Origin of the sequence: uncultured Agitococcus sp. (assembly GCF_937920075.1) — a bacterium.
Classification (GTDB): domain Bacteria; phylum Pseudomonadota; class Gammaproteobacteria; order Pseudomonadales; family Moraxellaceae; genus Agitococcus.
On sequence record NZ_CALETI010000143.1, the window covers coordinates 1 to 18,427 of the forward strand.

The window sequence follows — 18,427 nt, forward strand, 5'->3', positions numbered from 1 at the left end:
GGTTAACCTTATTTGCCTATTTGGTTTCCTTAGCAGGTTTGTTGGCTTTAGCATTATTGATTGCTGCATTTTTAGGGATGCGTTTGGGGAAATATTTAACAGAACCTATTTTGCAGTTAGCCACAATGGCAGAGGCTGTATCAGCTACCAAAAATTACTCTTTACGTGTTATGGGGAGTGGGCCAGATGAAATAGGTCATTTGGTTGATCGTTTTAATGAAATGCTGATGCAAATGGAACAGCGCGAAGCAGAGTTAAAACAACATCGTGAAGGTTTGGAACTCTTGGTTGCGCAACGAACTCAAGAGTTAATTATTGCCAAAGAAGCTGCTGAAACCGCCAATAAAGCAAAATCGCAATTTTTAGCGACCATGAGTCATGAAATCCGAACGCCCATGAATGGCATTTTGGGTATGTCAGAAATGTTATTAAGTACCGCATTAGATTCTCGCCAACGTCGTTATGTCGAAACAGTGCATGGCTCTGGCGAGGCTTTATTGTTGATTATTAATGATATTTTGGATTTTTCCAAAATTGAAGCAGGCCGTTTAGTTTTAGAAACTTTAGATTTTAATCCCCGATTAGTGGTTGAGGATGTTGTCAGTCTATTATCCGATCAAGCTCATCGCAAAGGTTTGGTATTAACGACCGATATTGACCCCAATTTAACCGCTGTTATTAATGGAGATGCTAATCGCTTGCGACAAATTTTATTAAATTTAGTCGGCAATGCTCTCAAGTTTACCGAGCAGGGTTTAGTCAATATCAGTGTTTACAATCATCATCAGCAAGCACATACCTTAGATTTTCGTATTGCTGACACGGGAATTGGTATTAAGCCAGAAGTACAGCCTTTATTATTTCAACCCTTTATTCAAGCAGATAGCTCACATGCCCGTCGTTTTGGGGGTACAGGTTTAGGATTAGCGATTGTTAAGCAATTAGTCGAGCTAATGGGTGGACAAATTTCAGTTTATAGTGAGTTAGGGCAAGGAAGTGTTTTTTCTTTTAGTTTGATATTTAATGCTCCAGAGGATTTAGATGGCTTTTTAGCGCAACAAAATAATGCCAAGTTATTTCCTAACTTACGAAGTTCTTGGCAACAAGCACGCATTTTGTTAGCAGAAGATATTGCCACTAATCAAGAAGTGATGAAAGCCATGTTGCATGGTTTTGGCTGTGATGTTGATATTGTCATGAATGGTGAGCAAGCTTTAGAAGTATTGCGTAACTCGCATTACGATTTAGTGCTAATGGATTGCCAAATGCCAGATATGGATGGTTTTGAAGCAACCCGTTTATTTAGAAGTTTTGAGAAAGATCAAGGATTACCACGCGTACCAATTGTTGCAGTGACGGCAAGTGTTTTAAATGACGAACGTGCGGCTTGTTTAGCTTGTGGTATGGATGATGTATTGGCCAAGCCGTTCAAACGCAAAGAATTAGCAGCGACATTAGAGCGTTGGTTAAAGCATTAGTAGGGGCAGCCCTTGTGGCTGCCCAATATTGTTATAACCCCGCATCAGCCTTTAAAGCTTCTGCTTTGTCAGTTTTTTCCCACGTAAAGGTAGTGAAAGTATCATCACCAACAGTCATGGTTTGTGGTGTGCGACCAAAATGGCCATAAGCAGCCGTTGGACGATACATTGGATGTAATAAATCCAACATTTTGGTAATGGCATAAGGACGTAAATCAAAGTGACGACGCACTAAATCAATAATTTTGTCTTCACTGATTTTGCTTGTACCAAAGGTATTTAAAGAAATAGAAGTGGGTTCGGCAACGCCAATCGCGTAAGACACTTGAATTTCACAACGATCAGCCAAACCAGCAGCAACAATATTTTTTGCAACATAACGACCAGCATAAGCAGCAGAGCGATCTACTTTAGAAGGGTCTTTGCCAGAGAAAGCACCACCCCCATGACGAGCCATGCCACCATAAGAGTCAACAATAATCTTACGACCAGTTAAACCACAGTCACCGACTGGGCCGCCAATAATAAATTGGCCTGTTGGATTAATATGGAACTTTGTGCCTTTGTGTAACCATTCGGCAGGTAAAACTTGCTTAATGATTAACTCCATTACGGCTTCTTGTAAGTCAGCATAGGCAATTTCAGGATTGTGTTGAGTGGATAAAACCACGGCATCAACCGCAACAGGCTTGCCATTTTCATAACGGAAAGTCACTTGAGACTTAGCATCTGGACGTAACCACGGCAACAAACCACCCTTACGTACTTCGGCTTGACGTTCTACTAAACGATGGGCATAACAAATTGGTGCAGGCATTAATACATCGGTTTCGTTACTGGCGTAACCAAACATTAAACCTTGGTCACCTGCACCTTGGTCTTCAGAGCGTGAACGATCAACACCTTGTGCAATATCAACAGATTGTTTACCAATAATATTAATAATGCCACAAGTTGAACCATCATAACCAACAGCCGAAGAGGTATAACCAATATCGTTAATCACACCGCGTACTAAATCTTCTAGATCAATCCATGCGCTAGTGGTAATCTCGCCCGACACAATGGCTACGCCTGTTTTGACCATCGTTTCACAAGCAACACGGGCATATTTATCTTTAGCAATAATGGCATCTAAGACGGCATCAGAAATTTGGTCAGCAATTTTGTCGGGATGGCCTTCAGACACCGACTCACTGGTAAAAATATTATAATCGCTCATGATTAAACCTTTGCGGAACAAAATATAAAAGTTCCCAAAGATAAAAGTTTTATCAGCATTGAGCAAGCAAATAAGAGGTAATGAATGGAATTATTAAAGTTATTAGCCGATGGACAGTTTCATTCGGGTGTTGAATTAGCCGAACAATTAAATGTCAGTCGTACCACGATTTCTAAACGAGTCGCCGATTGGCAAGCACTCGGTTTAGATATTGATACCGTAACAGGTAAAGGTTATCGTTTACAAACACCTATAGATTGGTTAAATCAAGCAAAAATTTATGCTTTTTTACCCAATAATATCCAAAGTCTTATCTCAGAATTTTCAGTCCAGCAAATTATTAGTTCAACCAACGATTTTGTGGCGCAAAGTTTGCAAAAAAAATCACAATCTGGTGTGGTCTGTTTAGCTGAAATGCAATCCGCAGGACGTGGGCGGCGAGGTCGAACATGGTTATCACCAGCCGCAGGCACATTTTATGGTTCGGTAGGTTGGGTTTTTAATGAAGGCTTTCAAGTTGTTGAAGGATTGAGTTTGGCAATTGGTGTAGCTGTGATTCAAGCTTTAAACACCTGTGGAGTTGAGGGCTTACAGTTAAAATGGCCAAATGATATTGTTTGGCAGGGTAAAAAATTGGGCGGTATTTTGATTGAAATGAATGCCGAAGTGGGTGGTAGTTGTCAGGTGGTGGTTGGTGTAGGAGTAAATTTAGCCTTGCCTCAAACGGTAAAAAAACATATAGATCAAGAAGTGACAGATTTACGAGAAATTTGCCCTGATCTAAACCGTCAACAAGTGACCGCTGCGGTGATTAGCCAAATTGTGCAAGTTTTAAGTGATTATGCGGTTAAAGGCTTTAAATATTATCGTCAAACATGGCAATCTTACGATGCTTTGTTTGGATTGCCCGTGAAAGTCTTAGGGTTAGCGCAAATGATAGAAGGAACTGCAACAGGTATTGATGAGCAAGGGGCTTTTTTAATTAAAACTGCTACAGGCATAGAGGCGATTAGTGGTGGTGAAGTGTCTATAAGAAAGGTTTAATGTGACAACACAATGTTTTATTGATATGGGTAACTCGCGTATCAAATGGTGGTTATGCCAAGATCAACAAGTAGTTGCTAGTCATGCGTGTTGGCATCGGCAAAATTTGGCTGCTTTTGCCGAAGAATTACCAGAAATATTTCACCAGCCTGTTGATTTTGTGGGTGTATCCTCTGTTTTAGATAGTCAAAGCAACCAATATTTAACATGGTTATGTGAATCTTGGTGGCAAAAAAAACCGATATTTGCGAAAACTGGTTCACAGCATTTAGGTATTGAATGTGGCTATAGTCAGCCTGAGCGATTAGGTATTGATCGCTGGCTTAATATATTAGCTGTTGCACCTAGACAGCCTGTTTGTGTCGTCAGTTGTGGCACAGCATTGACGATAGATGTAGTCGCTAAACATCAGCATTTAGGCGGTTTTATCTTACCAAATATGAACTTACAATTATCATCCTTGGTTCAAGGAACACAGGGAGTCCGTCCAGATGAAATAGAATTTCCCACACTTAACTGGGGAAAAAGTACAAGTGAAGCGGTATATCATGGTATATTGTTGTCCTGTGTCGCTGCTATCGAAAAAGCACACCAGCAAATAGAACAAGAATTACAACAAACTGTAGATTTAGTGTTGACTGGGGGAAATGCCGAAAAAATAGCTCAGCATTTGTCAACATCGCATGATATTATCCCCGAGTTATTACTATTGGGTATGCAACGTTATTTTGGCCATTCGTCATTAAGATAAAGCAAATCGTGCTCTATTTTAATCATAAGCCGTATTATAAGAGGAATGGATATGCCTTTAGTCTTTGGGCTGTTGGTAGTCTTAAACGCCGTTTTTTTAGCTTGGCAATTTTTTGAGCAGCAAAATCGTGGTCAAAACAGTGTCGTGATTGTCGATCAACCAGAAGGCAAAGCGATACAGTTATTGGCAGAACGCCCCGATTTAACGCAAGGTGGCGCAGAGGTTGAGGCATCTGGTGTTGTTGAAGAAGAAGGCCACAGCAAAATCAAATTACAGGATACAGCTGCTTGTTATCGTATTGGGCCTTTATTAGACCCAGACATGGCGCGTCAAGTGCGTAGTATTTTTGAAAAGGGTGGTTTTGATGTTGCCATGACTTCGTCCAGTACGGGAGGCGCAAAATATTTATTGTATATTCCACCTGTTTCTACGACTGAAAAAGCAGAGTCTATTGTTAAAGAGTTACAAAAACAGGGTATAGATGCCTCAGTGATTACAGAATCATCACTGGCAAATGGTATTTCCTTAGGTACAGTAGGCGACTTTGATCAAGCTGAAAGCATTAAAGCACAAGTGGCTGCTTTAGGATATCGAGCCGACAGCAAAACCACTTTAGCAACACGACAAGAGCAATGGTTGATTGTTAGCAATGTTTATAGCGCAGGCAAAACACAAATTGATCGACTTTTAGCAGGTAGCCCACAGTTGCACAAAGAAAAAACGGCTTGTAATTAATTTTAATGAGGACGTAATGTCTGTAGACTCATCACCTTTAGTTTCTATTCGTAATTTAAGTTTTAAACGTGGCGATAGAGCAATCTTTGAAAACATCAGTTTAGATGTGGCGCGTGGTAAAGTTACGGCGATTATGGGTCCATCTGGGTGTGGTAAAACCACGACCTTACGTTTTATTGGTGGTCAACTGCATCCTGACGAAGGGCAAGTCTTAGTTGACGGTCAAAACGTACCCGATATGAGCCGTAAAGAGCTATTTATGGCACGTGCTAAAATGGGTATGTTGTTTCAAAGTGGCGCATTATTTTCTGATTTATCGGTTTATGAAAATGTCGCCTTTCCATTACGTGCCCATACCCATCTGCCTGAAAATTTAATTCGTGAAATTGTCTTAATGAAGCTCGAAGCAGTTGGCTTACGTGGTGCAATCGATTTAATGCCAAACGAATTATCAGGTGGTATGCAGCGTCGTGCCGCTTTAGCGCGAGCTATTGCTTTAGACCCCGATTTAATCATGTATGATGAACCATTTGCAGGCCAAGACCCGATGGTTAAAGGTGTATTAGTAACCTTAATTCGTACCTTGCGTGAAGCTCTAGGGTTAACGACCATTATCGTGTCACACGATGTACCAGAAACCTTACATATTGCTGATTATATTTATATTATTGCTAACAAAGGCATTATTGGTCAGGGTACTCCTGAAGAGTTAAAAAACTCAGACTCCCCCTTTGTGCAACAGTTTTTAAATGGTAGTCCTGATGGGCCAGTCCGTTTTCATTATCCAGCCGCAAGTTATAGCCAAGAATTAGGAGTATCAGACTGATGGTCGAAATGATTCGACAACTTGGTGCTTCCACCTTAAATCGATTACAAGCTATTGGTGCAGCAGGGGTGTTTTTATGGCAAGCCCTTGTTGCCGTACCGCAGCCCAAACGTTCATTTTTATTATTAGTACGTCAATTATATGCCGTTGGGGTGATGTCCTTACCGATTATTTTGGTATCAGGTTTATTCATCGGTTTAGTGTTGGGGTTGCAGGGTTATAACATCCTTGTTACCTATGGTAGCGAACAAGCTTTAGGCACAATGGTAGCTTTAACTTTAGTGCGTGAATTAGGGCCTGTAGTCACCGCTTTATTATTTGCAGGGCGAGCAGGCTCAGCATTAACCGCAGAAATTGGTCTAATGAAAGCCACCGAACAACTGGCCAGCATGGAAATGATTGGTGTTGATCCTTTACGCCGTATTATTGCACCACGCTTTTGGGCTGGCTTTATTAGTATGCCTTTGTTAGCTATCATCTTTTCAGCCGTTGGTGTGATTGGTGGTATGTTGGTGGGTGTTGATTGGTTAGGAATTTATGCAGGTTCATTTTGGTCGAATATGCAAAATTCTGTTGAATTTTATGATGATGTCCTCAATGGTATTATCAAAAGTGTCGTTTTTGGTATTACCGTGACGTGGATTGCCTTATTTCAAGGTTATGATTGTGTACCTACATCAGAAGGTATTTCTGTTGCAACGACACGTACCGTCGTATATGGCTCTTTAGCGGTGTTAGGCTTAGATTTTATTTTAACCGCCGTTATGTTTGGAGGTTTTTAATGCGTACTCGCTCCCTAGAACTAGCGGTTGGGGCATTTATTGTCATTAGTGTTGCCGCGTTATTTTTCTTGGCTCTTAAAGTGAGTGGCTTAAGTTCTGAGTTAAATCAGCCAAGTTACAAAGTTTATGCGCATTTTCAGAATATTGGTGGTTTAACCGTCCGTGCCAAAGTCACCATGTCTGGTGTTGCTATTGGTCGTGTGTCAGCCATTGAGTTAGATAAAAAACGTTTAAATGCCAAAGTGACTCTCGAAATTTATAATGATGTGAATGAAATTAGTACCGATTCTGTTGCCAGTATTTTAACCGCAGGCTTATTAGGCGAAAAATATATTGGTATTGTGCCTGGTGCTGATGACACATTTATAAAGAACGGTGACGAAATCGAACAGACACAATCCTCATTAGTGTTAGAAGATTTAATAGGCAAGTTTTTATTTAACAAAGCCACGGAAGACAAGGGGTCGGCTAAAGCAGAAACACCTTCGGCTGCACCTGCAACGACTCAGGATGAGTTTTAATGAGGATTTTAAATATGTCAATTATTGTAAAACGTGCTTTTGCACTATTCACTATGATGAGCATGATGTTGTTTGCACAACTGAGTTTGGCGGCAGAAAACCCAAAAGATTTTGTGCAAAGAATCTCTACCGATTTGACGACTCGTTTAACCAAAGAAAAAGCGGCTTATCAAAAAGACCCACAATTATTGTTAAAAATTGTTCAAGAAAATATTGAACCGTATGTTGATTTTAATGGGTTTGCCAAAGGGGTGATGGGGCAATTTTATCGTCAAGCGAGCGATAAACAACGTGCTGATTTTACCGATATTTTCAAAAAAAGCTTAATTAAAACCTACGCTAATGGCTTAGGGGCTTACGAAAACCAAAAGTTTACCGTTAAACCTTTTGTAGCGGGTGATGACCCCAAAAAAGCACAAGTTGACATGGATATTCAAACGAATAGCAGTACCACTATTCCAGTAACTTACCAATTAGTATTAGATGCTAAAGGTCAATGGAAAGTGCGTAATGTATTATTAAATGGCATTAATTTAGGTTTAACTTTCCGTAACCAGTTTGCTTCAACAGTAGAAGCAAATCGTGGTAATTTAGACAAAGCGATTGCTAACTTTGTGCCTTCCGCTGGTGAAGCGAAAAAATAATCAAAGTAAAATCGCGCCTTCGACTCCGCTCAGGCAGCTTTTTTGTTGACTGAGCGGAGTCGAAGTCACATAAATTGACTGGTATTAGCTATATTATGTTGAGTATGAGATGACCAATACTGACGCTCAATTACGTTTACAAGATGCGCGCCTCCATTTTGGAGGCGTTGTGCATTTTGATAATGCAGAAAAAATTTGCAATGACGGCTTAAAATTATTAAAAAGCGCGCCCAAACAGATTACTATAGACATGCAATTATTGCAGACCAGTCATAGTATTGTGGTCGCTATTTTAGTGTCATGGACACGTGCTGCCAATCAAGCAGGACAGCACTTGTTAATGGTCAATATGCCCGAAAAACTCCGTGCTTTAATCAAAGTCAGCGGTTTAACCCAAGCTCTTCCTGAACAAAATTAGGAATTTATATGAATCCCGAAGCTGTTAAAGCCTTATTAGTCGCCGCCTTTCCCCAAGCTGAAGCCATTGAAGTGTCTGGTGAAGGCAGTAAATATAATGTGACGATTGTCAGCGAAGAATTTGCTAATTTACGACCCGTTGCCAAACAGCAACGTGTTTATGCCCCATTAAATGAGCATATTGCCAGTGGTGCAATTCATGCCGTTACCATGCGTACCTTAACGCCAGAAGAATGGCGTAAAGCAAAATTATTTGGTTAATAAGAAGAATAGCAAATGGATAAATTATTAATTAGTGGCGGTAACCGCTTAGAAGGTGATGTGCGTATTTCGGGCGCAAAAAATTCCGCTTTGCCATTGTTGGCAGGAACAATTTTGGCCTCGACACCTGTTAGCTTAGATAACGTGCCCGATTTGCACGACATTAAAACCATGATTCGCATTTTGCAAAACATGGGTATGACCATCGAACGTCAGGCTGATGGTAAAGTGTTGATTAATGCCAATACCTTGGACAAGCCAGTTGCTCCGTATGAGTTAGTAAAAACCATGCGTGCCTCGATTTTTGTTTTGGGTTCTTTGGTAACGCGCTTTAAAGAAGCCTATGTCTCTTTACCAGGTGGCTGTGCTATTGGTTCGCGTCCTGTTGATCAGCATCTCAAGGCATTAGAAGCTCTAGGCGCAACAGTAACCGTCGAAAAAGGTTATGTTCATGCCAAAGTTGATGGTCGTTTGCGTGGTGGTCGTATCTTCTTTGATATGGTGACGGTGGGTGGTACTGAAAACGCAATTATGGCGGCAACCTTAGCCGAAGGCACAACCATTATTGAAAATGCCGCACGTGAGCCAGAAGTCGTTGATTTGGCTAATATGCTCATCAAAATGGGCGCAAAAATTGAAGGTGCAGGTACAGATCGCATTATTGTGCATGGTGTTGATGAATTACAAGGGTGTGAATATTCTGTTTGTCCAGACCGTATTGAAACTGGTTCATACTTAGCCGCTGCGGTGATGACAGGTGGTCGTATTCGTGCCACGCATACTGATCCTGCTTTATTGGATGCTGTGTTGTTAAAGTTCCTTGAAATGGGCGCTTCTGTAACCACAGGCACAGACTGGATTGAAGTGGATATGCAGGGCAAACGGCCACGTGCTGTTAACTTTCGTACCGCACCACACCCAGCCTTTCCAACCGATATGCAAGCTCAGTTTATGGCTATTAACGTCATTGCCGAAGGCACAGGTACGATTAACGAAACCATTTTTGAAAACCGCTTTATGCACGTCCCTGAGTTAAATCGTATGGGGGCTAATATTGAGGTTGATGGTCATACGGCTGTAGTGCGCGGTGTCGCAAAATTAGAAGGTGCGCCTGTCATGGCTACCGATTTACGCGCGTCCATGTCCTTAGTCTTAGCAGCAGTAGCCGCCGAAGGTGATACCTTGATTGACCGTATTTATCATATTGACCGTGGTTATGAGCGTGTAGAAGAGAAGTTATCGTTATTAGGTGCTAATATACGCAGAGTGAAAGCGTAAACCAAGAGAATCATTTGAATGTCGCAGTTAACTATTGCTTTATCTAAAGGACGTATTTTAAAAGATACTTTGCCACTGTTAAAAGTGGCAGGTATTGAAATGTTGGAAGACCCCGAAAAAAGTCGTAAATTGATTTTTCCGACCACTCATCCACAAGTGAATATTATTATTATTCGTGCGACAGATGTGCCAACTTATGTTGAAAATGGCGCAGCCGACTTAGGTGTGGCAGGTAAAGATGTGCTGATGGAGCATGGTGCAAGTGGGGTATATGAGCCGCTAGATTTAGATATTGCCAAGTGTAAATTGATGGTCGCAGGCAAAGTAGATGCTCCACCTGTCAATGGTCGTTTGCGTATTGCTACTAAGTTTGTCAATTTGACTAAACAATACTATGCGCAAAAAGGCGAACAAGTTGAAGTCATTAAGCTCTATGGTTCTATGGAATTAGCACCCTTAATGGGCTTAGCTGACCGTATTGTTGATGTGGTTGATACGGGCAAAACCCTAAAAGAAAATGGTTTAGAGCCATTGGAACTCATTTCCTATATTTCTTCACGATTGATTGTTAATAAAGCGAGTTTTAAACGTAAATCCGATTTAATTCAGCCTTTATTGCAACAACTCACGCAGGCAGTCGCCGAAAATAAGGTGTAATTTATGGCATCCATTCGTCGTTTAAGCACAACTGCTCCAGAGTTTGAGCAGGAATTAAATCAGCTATTAGCGTGGGAAAGCGTTAACGATCATCAGTTACAACAAACGGTGTTAGATATTATTAGCCGTGTTAAACAACAAGGTGACACCGCTGTTTTAGATTATACCCGTCGTTTTGATCAAGTGACGGCTGAGACAATGGCTGGCTTGAGTTTGTCGGCAGAGCAATTGTCTACGGCTTATCACAACCTCAATGAGCAACAACGTAATGCGTTGGCCAGTGCGGCCGAACGTATTCGTTATTATCATGGCAAACAAAAACAAGATTCATGGCAATATCAAGAAGTTGATGGCACGATGCTCGGCCAACAAATTACGCCATTAGATCGCGTGGGTATTTATGTACCGGGTGGTAAAGCCAGTTATCCTTCATCGGTGTTAATGAATGCCATTCCTGCCAAAGTGGCAGGTGTACCTGAAGTGATTATGTGTGTGCCAACACCACGCGGCGAAGTCAATAATTTGGTATTAGCAGCGGCTTATTTAGCCGGTGTTGATAAAGTATTTACCATTGGTGGCGCACAAGCAGTGGCCGCTTTAGCCTATGGCACAGCAACCATTCCCAAGGTTGATAAAATTGTTGGACCAGGTAATAGTTATGTCGCAACCGCTAAACGTTTAGTGTTTGGCCAAGTCGGCATTGATATGATTGCAGGCCCTTCCGAGATTTTAATTTATTGTGATGGCAAAACCAATCCTGATTGGATTGCCATGGATTTATTTTCTCAAGCTGAACACGACGAAGAAGCACAAGCCATTTTAATCAGTGAAGATGCAGCGTATTTAGACGCGGTACAACAATCTATTGATAAATTGTTGCCTACTTTAGAACGTGCAGTGATTGCTCGTGCTTCGTTAACGGGGCGTGGTGCATTAATTCATGTGCAAAATCAACAAGAAGCATTAGCAGTCATTAACCGTATTGCGCCTGAACATTTAGAATTATCTGTCGAAAATCCAGAAGCCTTATTGCCGCATATTCGTCATGCAGGGGCAATTTTTATGGGGCGTTATACGCCTGAAGCCTTAGGCGATTATTGTGCAGGACCAAACCACGTTTTGCCAACGTCAGGTACAGCGCGTTTTTCTTCCCCTTTAGGCGTTTATGACTTTCAAAAGCGTTCTAGTTTGATTTATTGCTCGGCACAAGGAGCAAGTCATTTAGCCGAAGTGGCTTCAGTATTGGCGCGTGGTGAAAGTTTAACCGCTCACGCACGTTCGGCAGAATATCGTATTCTTGCTGAGGAATAAGCAGATGGACTTAGCCGATAAATTTGTCCAATTTGCCGAATCAGGCAATCAGCAACGTTTGAAAAGCAAAGATGGTCGTGTGTTGCAGGGTTGGATTATGGAAATTACCGACGATGCCTTGTTAATGAGTACAGGTTCAGGCGAGAAAGGCCAAGATGTTTGGCTTAAGCTAGTCGATGTTGAACCGACTAGTCTTGCTTATTTTCATAGTCACAGCCAACAGTGGCAAGCATTTACCTTGTAATTGGTTTTTGCTCCCTCTCCTAAATTAGGGGAGGGAAGTTTGTAGCCTGTATGCAGTATAGCGAAATATAGGAAATCATGCTTAATCTGAGATCCCTGTTACTTACCTGATTATCTGACTGTATCAAAATTCTTGAGTACCATTATGAGCCAAGCTTATTGGAGTCCTTTAGTTAAGACTTTAGTGCCGTATATTCCTGGTGAACAACCTAAAGTCGCTAACTTAATTAAATTAAATACTAACGAAAATCCCTATCCACCTTCGCCATTAGCGTTGCAAGCCATGCAACAAGCAGTAGGTGAGGGCTTACGTTTATATCCCGATCCTGATGCCTCTGCCTTAAAACAAGCTATTGCCGATTATTATGGCGTAGAACGTCAACAAGTGTTTGTGGGTAATGGCTCAGACGAAGTGTTGGCGCACGCGTTTATGGCTTTTTTTAAACAAGATCAGCCGATTTTATTTCCTGATATTTCTTATAGTTTCTATAAGGTGTATGCAGGTTTATATGAAGTGGATTACCAAACCGTCCCACTTAATGAACAGTTTCACATAGCCGTAGAAGATTATCAACAGCCAAATGGCGGTATTATTTTTCCTAATCCCAATGCACCAACAGGCTGTTTGTTACCTTTAGCAGCGATTGAGCAAGTGTTACAAGCTAACCCTCATCGGGTGATAATTATTGATGAAGCGTATATTGATTTTGGTGGTCAAACGGCGATTAGTTTAGTTAATCAATATCCACAATTATTAGTGGTGCAAACCTTATCAAAATCGCGCTCTTTAGCAGGTTTACGAGTGGGTTTAGCGGTTGGCCAAGCGCATTTGATAGAAGCTTTGGAGCGAGTTAAAAATAGCTTTAACTCTTATCCAATGGATAAAGTGGCGATTGCGGGTGGAGTAGCTGCTTTTGAAGATAAAGCCTATTTTCAGCAAACTTGCCAAGCAATTATAAATAGTCGCACATGGTTAACCACACAGTTAGAGCAATTGGGCTTTGAAGTGTTGCCCTCTGCCGCTAATTTTGTCTTTGCTCGTCATCCACAGCAAGATGCCGCACAATTAGCTTTAGCATTGCGTGAACAGGCGATCATTGTCCGTCATTTTAAACAACCAAGAATTGAACAATTCCTCCGAATTACCATTGGTAAAGAAGAAGACAATCATGCTTTGGTGAAAGTGTTGAAGAAAATATTAAGTTAACAAAGGTAATGTGGGTTGATAAACGAAACCCACATTACATCCTAACTTTTAGGCAATAAATAATTACTCTTGCTCATCATTCTCTTGATTTTGTTCCATTTTAGGACGTTTGCCAACCGTCACGCCTAATTCAACCTCTTGGTTGCCGCGTTTGACTACCACATTAATTTTGCTATCAGGTTTAATTTTGGCAATAGTATTCATGAGTTGATTGGCAGAACTTACTTTTTGGTTGTTGATACTTAAAATCATATCATTAGGCCGTATGCCTCCTTCATCCGCAGGGCCACCACGGACAATGCCACCAATTTCTACGCCCTCACTGGCTTTATTATTGATTGAGCCATCTTCATTAAATCCAGCATTATCTTGTTTGATTTCAACACCTAACCAACCACGCACCACTTGACCATGACTAATAATTTCCATCATCACCGATTGTGCGAGTTGAGAAGGAATGGCAAAACCAATCCCCATTGAGCCACCAGAGCGAGAGTAAATAGCCGTATTAATCCCAACTAAATTACCTGCCACATCGACTAATGCACCACCCGAATTACCAGGGTTAATCGCAGCATCGGTTTGAATAAAATCTTCAAAAGTATTAATACCTAAACCATTACGGCCTAAGGCAGAAATAATCCCTTGAGTGACCGTTTGGCCAACACCAAAAGGATTACCAATCGCTAACACCACATCACCAACTTCATTGGCAGAGGTTTTAAAAGGAATAGTGGGTAAGTCTTTTAAATCAATTTTAATCACCGCCAAATCGCTGTCGGGGTCTGTGCCAATGACTTTGGCTTTGGCTTTGCGACCATCATGTAACGCGACAACAATTTCGTTGGCTTTGCCAACAACATGGTTGTTGGTCAGAATATAACCATCTTTAGAAACGATCACACCCGAACCTAAACCTGAACGGGGTTCAGATTCATTTTGATTCATGCCATGAAACTCAAAAAAGCGTCGAAACATCGGATCATTCATTAATGGATGGCTGTTATGTTTAACAATTGCAGTCGTAAAAATATTCACTACCGCAGGTGCAGTCGCTTTGACTGTTGGCGCATAGGATGACACACCACTAGCATTGCCTTGAATGGTTAACGGACGTTCTTGGCTTAATGTAACTTGGGTGGGCGTTGAAGATTCTGCTTTGTCTTTAGGTTGACAAGCCGTCAAAGCAATTAAACTACTGAGCGCAATGAGACGGAAATAGGGTTTAGACATAATCATATCCTATGCACAACGATAATGAGGGAGGGTACTTCAACATAAAACACTTATGTTGGGAATAAATAAGCCTATAATTGGAGTCATTTTAGAATAGCTCAAGAGAAAAAAAATGGCTTCTTTAACAGAGATTATGCAATTGTTACAAACAACTCTAAAACCACATCTTTTTAGTGACTATTGTCCTAATGGTTTGCAGGTTGAAGGACGGGCAGAAGTTAAACGCTTAGTAACAGGTGTGACAGCTTGCCAAGCGTTAATTGATAAAGCCATTGACTTACAAGCAGATGCAATCTTAGTTCATCATGGCTTCTTTTGGAAAAATGAACACCCTTGTGTGGTCGGCATGAAAAAAAATCGCCTACAAGCTTTGTTAAAACATGATATTTCGTTGTTGGCCTATCATTTGCCTTTAGATGCTCATGCTGAGTTAGGTAATAATGCACAGTTAGCCCAAAAGTTGGGTTTAAATATGGCTGAAGCGTTATATCCTGATAATCCTAAACAAGTGGGTAATATTGCAGTCTTAGAACAAGCTTTAAGTGTGGATGAATTAAGCCATCGTTGCCAACAGGTATTAGGTCAGGCGCCAATACATATTGCAGGGCAAGCACAGCGTTTAAGACGTATTGCCTTTTGTACGGGTGCAGCACAAGGTTTTATTGAGCAAGCGGTGTTAATGGGTTGTGATGCCTATATCAGTGGTGAAATTTCCGAGCCAACAGTGCATATTGCTCGTGAAATGGGTATTCATTATTTTGCCGCAGGCCATCATGCCACCGAGCGTTATGGGGTGCAGGCCGTAGGTGAGTTTTTGGCGGCTAAATTAGGCATTGAGCATATTTTTGTGGAAGTGGAAAATCCTGTTTGAGGAACAGGCGCAAAATTTGCGCCTGTAAATCTTAACAACGATACAAATAGCCAGTCACTTCTTCTCTGTCATGATAAAGTTGTTTAAACGCTAAACGGTAATTGACGTTTTTGGCAGATAAAATGCCATCCATTAAATCTTGGCAGTGCAATAGTTCTTCAAAACGTTTTTTCATCGGCAGTTTTAAATTAAAAATTGCTTTTTGAGCATCACCATCGGCAATCCAACTGGCAATGGTTTGGGCAACACGAGCAGGGCTTTCGATCATATCGCACACCAACCAAGTGACAGGCCGTTCGGGACGATATTTAAAGCCATCCACTTTTAAGTGTTCTACTTGTCCAGATTGGATTAAAGCTTTATCCATCGGCCCATTATCAATAGCGGTGACTTGTAAACTACGATCAACTAACTGCCATGTCCAACCACCGGGTGCTGCGCCTAAGTCAACGCCAGTCATGCCTTCGCGCAGCCATTCTTGTTGCGTTTGTTCATCTAAATAATAATGAAAGGCTTCTTCAAGTTTGAGTGTAGAGCGGCTGGGGGCGTCTTTAGGAAAACGTAAACGTGGTACGCCCATTGGCCAAGGCGAACTATTATTCATTTGGCTATAGCCAATATAAACGGTGGTTGAGTCTAAAAAAAACAAATGCAGACGTTGTTCGGCTTTTTTGCGTAATAAAGTACGTTTTTTTAATACCGAGGTAAACGCAGGTGCAAAGGACTTAAAAAAGCCCGCTAAGCTTTTACCATCATTGGTATCTGCGCCTTCAAACACCACATCTTGATAAAATTGACCATCACATGCCTCAATTAATGGGCTAATACGATCTTCTGCATTCAGTTTTAAGGGTTCACTGTGTTTTAAAAATAATAATTGCCGAGCAAAAACTAAATCACGCCATTGTGGCGCTTGTTTGCCTGTTGTGGGTAAATCTTGGCCACAAAACAAGACAAAAGCACTGTCGGCTTTGCTTTTTACATAGCCTTGCCAATCATATTGTGTGGCAAAATATTGTAATTCGGCTGTCGCTTCTTTTTCAAAACCTGCACGACAATAGATTAAATAAGCATTGGTCATTGTGGCTTTAGTCCATATTCAGAATTGTTGAAATCACTTATTGGTTTAACTAATAAGTGATTATCAGTTAAGTTATCACTAAAAACGCGTATAATTACCGCCTTTTTATTGCTCTGCAAGTTTTAGAGGAATTTTTATGTCATTAGTAAAACCACACGGTAGCGATGTTCTCCTACCTTTGTTATTAGAAGGCGAGGCATTAGCTGCTGAACAAGCTCGCGCACAAGGCTTAAAAAAAGTCTTAATTAGCTCTCGCGAAAGCGGTGACTTAATTATGCTCGGTATTGGTGGTTTTACCCCATTGACTGGCTTTATGGGTAAAGACGATTGGCAAAGTGTTTGTACCAACATGACCTTAAGCAACGGTTTGTTTTGGCCAATTCCTATTACTTTATCCACCAGCGCAGATGTTGCCGATACGATTACACTGGGTGAAGATGTTGCCCTCGTTGATAGTGAAACTGGCGAAGTGATGGGTACAATGACTGTTAGCGAAAAATACAGCATTGACAAGAGCTTAGAATGCCAAGAAGTTTTCCGTACCACAGACCCAGCCCATCCTGGTGTTAAAATGGTCATGGAACAAGGTGATGTAAACTTAGGTGGTGCCGTTAAAGTCTTGTCCCAAGGCGAGTTCCCAACCAAATATGCTGGCATTTACATGACACCAGCCGAAACACGTAAGTTGTTTGAAGAAAAAGGTTGGAAAACCATTGCCGCTTTCCAAACACGTAACCCTATGCACCGTTCTCATGAATACTTAGCCAAAATTGCGGTTGAGATTTGTGATGGCGTATTAATTCACTCTTTATTAGGCGCACTCAAACCAGGTGATATTCCTGCCGATGTTCGTCAAGAAGCGATTGGTGTATTAATTGACAAATACTTCAAGAAAGACACTGTTGTTCAATCGGGTTATCCTTTAGATATGCGTTATGCAGGCCCACGTGAAGCCTTATTACACGCTTTATTCCGTCAAAATTATGGTTGTTCACACTTAATCGTCGGTCGTGACCACGCAGGTGTGGGCGATTATTATGGTCCATTTGATGCTCAACATATTTTTGATGAGTTACAAAAAGATGCGTTGATTACTCAACCATTAAAAATTGACTGGACTTTCTGGTGTAATGCTTGTGGCGGTATGGCTTCTACCAAAACCTGTCCACATGAAGAGCATAACCATGTGAAAGTATCAGGTACTAAGTTGCGTAAGGCTTTATCGGAAGATGAAGAAGTGCCAGAAAACTTTAGCCGTCCTGAAGTATTAGAAGTGTTGCGTAAATACTATGCTGGCATTGCTAAAGAAGACCGCGCCAAAGTTGAGTTAAAAGGTCATTCCGCTAAATAAGCGGTGATTAATAAAAAAGGCGGAAATTTCCGCCTTTTTTTTATATCCAATTTTCTAAATTAAGCCCCTGAATTCTTTCAAACTCTTGAGTATTATTGGTGACTAAGGTGGCATTTATGGATAAAGCATGTGCAGCAATTAACATATCCAAACTACCAATAGGTTTACCTTGTTGTTGGAGTTGTGTGCGTAATTGAGCATATTGCCAAATACACTCTTCATTAAACGGCAAAATATCCAGTGGAGCTAAAAATTTCTCTAAAGCTTGACGATTGCGTAAAGAACCTGATTTTTGCACACCAAAAGCTAATTCAGCCGCACTAATACTAGAAATGGCAATTTCATTTAATTGGTATTTTTGAAAACGCTGAAAGACGTGTAATGGTTTGTTATTGATAATATAAATGCAAATGTTAGTATCTAAAAGATAAATCAAAACTGCAAATCCTCTCGCAGTTGTTCGGTTTGAGTTTCTCTTTCTAACAAAAACTCAGGCTCAAATTCATCAAGA

Annotated in this window: 21 protein-coding genes; 17 read left to right on the forward strand and 4 right to left on the reverse strand. The window is 41.0% G+C overall.

Translation table 11 applies throughout. The annotated features are described in order from the left end of the window. Positions 1–1,478: ATP-binding protein (locus Q0212_RS05350; RefSeq protein ID WP_297923303.1), on the forward strand; the 1,478-nt coding region annotated here is incomplete at its 5' end. Between the two features lie 31 nt (positions 1,479–1,509). On the opposite strand, the gene metK is transcribed toward Q0212_RS05350, so the two are convergent. Further along, a complete protein-coding gene (metK, locus tag Q0212_RS05355; RefSeq protein WP_297923306.1) occupies positions 1,510–2,700 on the reverse strand; it encodes a methionine adenosyltransferase in 1,191 nt (396 codons plus the stop codon). An 84-nt stretch (positions 2,701–2,784) separates the two neighbouring features. Between metK and birA the strand changes: the two genes are divergently transcribed. From birA to hisC, 14 genes are all read left to right on the forward strand, one after another. After that, a complete protein-coding gene (gene birA, locus Q0212_RS05360; protein ID WP_297923309.1) occupies positions 2,785–3,744 on the forward strand; it encodes a bifunctional biotin--[acetyl-CoA-carboxylase] ligase/biotin operon repressor BirA in 960 nt (319 codons plus the stop codon). Between the two features lies 1 nt (position 3,745). Continuing rightward, positions 3,746–4,495, forward strand: coding sequence for a type III pantothenate kinase (locus Q0212_RS05365; RefSeq protein ID WP_297923312.1), 750 nt, complete (start codon positions 3,746–3,748; stop codon positions 4,493–4,495). Positions 4,496–4,546: 51 nt separating this feature from the next. Next, positions 4,547–5,230 (forward strand): SPOR domain-containing protein, encoded by a 684-nt coding sequence (locus Q0212_RS05370; RefSeq protein WP_297923314.1) that lies wholly within the window; start codon positions 4,547–4,549, stop codon positions 5,228–5,230. Positions 5,231–5,246: 16 nt separating this feature from the next. Beyond that, positions 5,247–6,056: an ATP-binding cassette domain-containing protein gene (locus tag Q0212_RS05375; RefSeq protein ID WP_297923317.1), complete on the forward strand. Its 810-nt coding sequence runs from the start codon at positions 5,247–5,249 to the stop codon at positions 6,054–6,056. 8 nt (positions 6,057–6,064) lie between these two features. Beyond that, entirely contained in the window at positions 6,065–6,838 is a 774-nt protein-coding gene (mlaE, locus tag Q0212_RS05380; RefSeq protein ID WP_297923354.1) for a lipid asymmetry maintenance ABC transporter permease subunit MlaE, read from the forward strand. Beyond that, a complete protein-coding gene (gene mlaD, locus Q0212_RS05385) occupies positions 6,838–7,359 on the forward strand; it encodes an outer membrane lipid asymmetry maintenance protein MlaD (protein ID WP_297923320.1) in 522 nt (173 codons plus the stop codon). Before mlaE ends, mlaD begins: the two co-directional genes overlap by 1 nt. Positions 7,360–7,373: 14 nt before the next feature. After that, complete coding sequence (locus tag Q0212_RS05390; protein ID WP_297923322.1) at positions 7,374–8,003, forward strand: phospholipid-binding protein MlaC; 630 nt, start codon at positions 7,374–7,376, stop codon at positions 8,001–8,003. A gap of 109 nt (positions 8,004–8,112) precedes the next feature. Beyond that, positions 8,113–8,421 (forward strand): STAS domain-containing protein, encoded by a 309-nt coding sequence (locus Q0212_RS05395; RefSeq protein ID WP_297923325.1) that lies wholly within the window; start codon positions 8,113–8,115, stop codon positions 8,419–8,421. Positions 8,422–8,429: 8 nt separating this feature from the next. Beyond that, positions 8,430–8,681, forward strand: a complete 252-nt coding sequence (locus tag Q0212_RS05400) for a BolA family protein (protein ID WP_297923328.1) — start codon at positions 8,430–8,432, stop codon at positions 8,679–8,681. A gap of 15 nt (positions 8,682–8,696) precedes the next feature. Beyond that, positions 8,697–9,959, forward strand: coding sequence for a UDP-N-acetylglucosamine 1-carboxyvinyltransferase (gene murA, locus Q0212_RS05405; RefSeq protein WP_297923330.1), 1,263 nt, complete (start codon positions 8,697–8,699; stop codon positions 9,957–9,959). A gap of 18 nt (positions 9,960–9,977) precedes the next feature. Further along, the gene (gene hisG, locus Q0212_RS05410; RefSeq protein ID WP_297923333.1) at positions 9,978–10,616 is read left to right on the forward strand and encodes an ATP phosphoribosyltransferase; all 639 of its coding nucleotides are present in this window, start codon (positions 9,978–9,980) and stop codon (positions 10,614–10,616) included. 12 nt (positions 10,617–10,628) lie between these two features. After that, positions 10,629–11,927 carry a histidinol dehydrogenase gene (gene hisD, locus Q0212_RS05415; RefSeq protein WP_297923357.1) on the forward strand — a complete coding sequence of 433 codons (1,299 nt, stop codon included), beginning with the start codon at positions 10,629–10,631 and terminating at the stop codon, positions 11,925–11,927. Positions 11,928–11,931: 4 nt separating this feature from the next. Then, positions 11,932–12,171: a hypothetical protein gene (locus Q0212_RS05420; protein WP_297923336.1), complete on the forward strand. Its 240-nt coding sequence runs from the start codon at positions 11,932–11,934 to the stop codon at positions 12,169–12,171. 144 nt (positions 12,172–12,315) lie between these two features. Next, positions 12,316–13,377, forward strand: coding sequence for a histidinol-phosphate transaminase (gene hisC, locus Q0212_RS05425; RefSeq protein ID WP_297923338.1), 1,062 nt, complete (start codon positions 12,316–12,318; stop codon positions 13,375–13,377). A gap of 63 nt (positions 13,378–13,440) precedes the next feature. Here the strand turns inward: hisC and Q0212_RS05430 are convergent, their stop codons facing one another. Beyond that, a complete protein-coding gene (locus tag Q0212_RS05430; RefSeq protein WP_297923340.1) occupies positions 13,441–14,610 on the reverse strand; it encodes a trypsin-like peptidase domain-containing protein in 1,170 nt (389 codons plus the stop codon). A gap of 115 nt (positions 14,611–14,725) precedes the next feature. Between Q0212_RS05430 and Q0212_RS05435 the strand changes: the two genes are divergently transcribed. Then, the gene (locus Q0212_RS05435; protein ID WP_297923343.1) at positions 14,726–15,484 is read left to right on the forward strand and encodes a Nif3-like dinuclear metal center hexameric protein; all 759 of its coding nucleotides are present in this window, start codon (positions 14,726–14,728) and stop codon (positions 15,482–15,484) included. A 31-nt stretch (positions 15,485–15,515) separates the two neighbouring features. On the opposite strand, the gene rlmM is transcribed toward Q0212_RS05435, so the two are convergent. After that, positions 15,516–16,565: a 23S rRNA (cytidine(2498)-2'-O)-methyltransferase RlmM gene (rlmM, locus tag Q0212_RS05440; protein WP_297923346.1), complete on the reverse strand. Its 1,050-nt coding sequence runs from the start codon at positions 16,563–16,565 to the stop codon at positions 15,516–15,518. Between the two features lie 136 nt (positions 16,566–16,701). Between rlmM and sat the strand changes: the two genes are divergently transcribed. Continuing rightward, positions 16,702–17,916 (forward strand): sulfate adenylyltransferase, encoded by a 1,215-nt coding sequence (sat, locus tag Q0212_RS05445; protein WP_297923349.1) that lies wholly within the window; start codon positions 16,702–16,704, stop codon positions 17,914–17,916. A 40-nt stretch (positions 17,917–17,956) separates the two neighbouring features. On the opposite strand, the gene Q0212_RS05450 is transcribed toward sat, so the two are convergent. After that, positions 17,957–18,352: a type II toxin-antitoxin system VapC family toxin gene (locus Q0212_RS05450; RefSeq protein WP_297923351.1), complete on the reverse strand. Its 396-nt coding sequence runs from the start codon at positions 18,350–18,352 to the stop codon at positions 17,957–17,959. Between the last annotated feature and the right edge of the window lie 75 nt (positions 18,353–18,427).

Bases quoted from the DNA above. Each gene is read 5' to 3' on its own strand.
- sat (WP_297923349.1), top strand. From the start codon at position 16,702: ATGTCATTAGTAAAACCACACGGTAGCGATGTTCTCCTACCTTTGTTA.
- rlmM (WP_297923346.1), bottom strand. From the start codon at position 16,565: ATGACCAATGCTTATTTAATCTATTGTCGTGCAGGTTTTGAAAAAGAA.
- mlaD (WP_297923320.1), top strand. From the start codon at position 6,838: ATGCGTACTCGCTCCCTAGAACTAGCGGTTGGGGCATTTATTGTCATT.
- Q0212_RS05430 (WP_297923340.1), bottom strand. From the start codon at position 14,610: ATGTCTAAACCCTATTTCCGTCTCATTGCGCTCAGTAGTTTAATTGCT.
- birA (WP_297923309.1), top strand. From the start codon at position 2,785: ATGGAATTATTAAAGTTATTAGCCGATGGACAGTTTCATTCGGGTGTT.
- hisC (WP_297923338.1), top strand. From the start codon at position 12,316: ATGAGCCAAGCTTATTGGAGTCCTTTAGTTAAGACTTTAGTGCCGTAT.
- Q0212_RS05375 (WP_297923317.1), top strand. From the start codon at position 5,247: ATGTCTGTAGACTCATCACCTTTAGTTTCTATTCGTAATTTAAGTTTT.
- Q0212_RS05390 (WP_297923322.1), top strand. From the start codon at position 7,374: ATGTCAATTATTGTAAAACGTGCTTTTGCACTATTCACTATGATGAGC.
- Q0212_RS05435 (WP_297923343.1), top strand. From the start codon at position 14,726: ATGGCTTCTTTAACAGAGATTATGCAATTGTTACAAACAACTCTAAAA.
- Q0212_RS05395 (WP_297923325.1), top strand. From the start codon at position 8,113: ATGACCAATACTGACGCTCAATTACGTTTACAAGATGCGCGCCTCCAT.
- Q0212_RS05370 (WP_297923314.1), top strand. From the start codon at position 4,547: ATGCCTTTAGTCTTTGGGCTGTTGGTAGTCTTAAACGCCGTTTTTTTA.
- Q0212_RS05400 (WP_297923328.1), top strand. From the start codon at position 8,430: ATGAATCCCGAAGCTGTTAAAGCCTTATTAGTCGCCGCCTTTCCCCAA.
- mlaE (WP_297923354.1), top strand. From the start codon at position 6,065: ATGATTCGACAACTTGGTGCTTCCACCTTAAATCGATTACAAGCTATT.
- murA (WP_297923330.1), top strand. From the start codon at position 8,697: ATGGATAAATTATTAATTAGTGGCGGTAACCGCTTAGAAGGTGATGTG.
- hisG (WP_297923333.1), top strand. From the start codon at position 9,978: ATGTCGCAGTTAACTATTGCTTTATCTAAAGGACGTATTTTAAAAGAT.
- Q0212_RS05420 (WP_297923336.1), top strand. From the start codon at position 11,932: ATGGACTTAGCCGATAAATTTGTCCAATTTGCCGAATCAGGCAATCAG.
- metK (WP_297923306.1), bottom strand. From the start codon at position 2,700: ATGAGCGATTATAATATTTTTACCAGTGAGTCGGTGTCTGAAGGCCAT.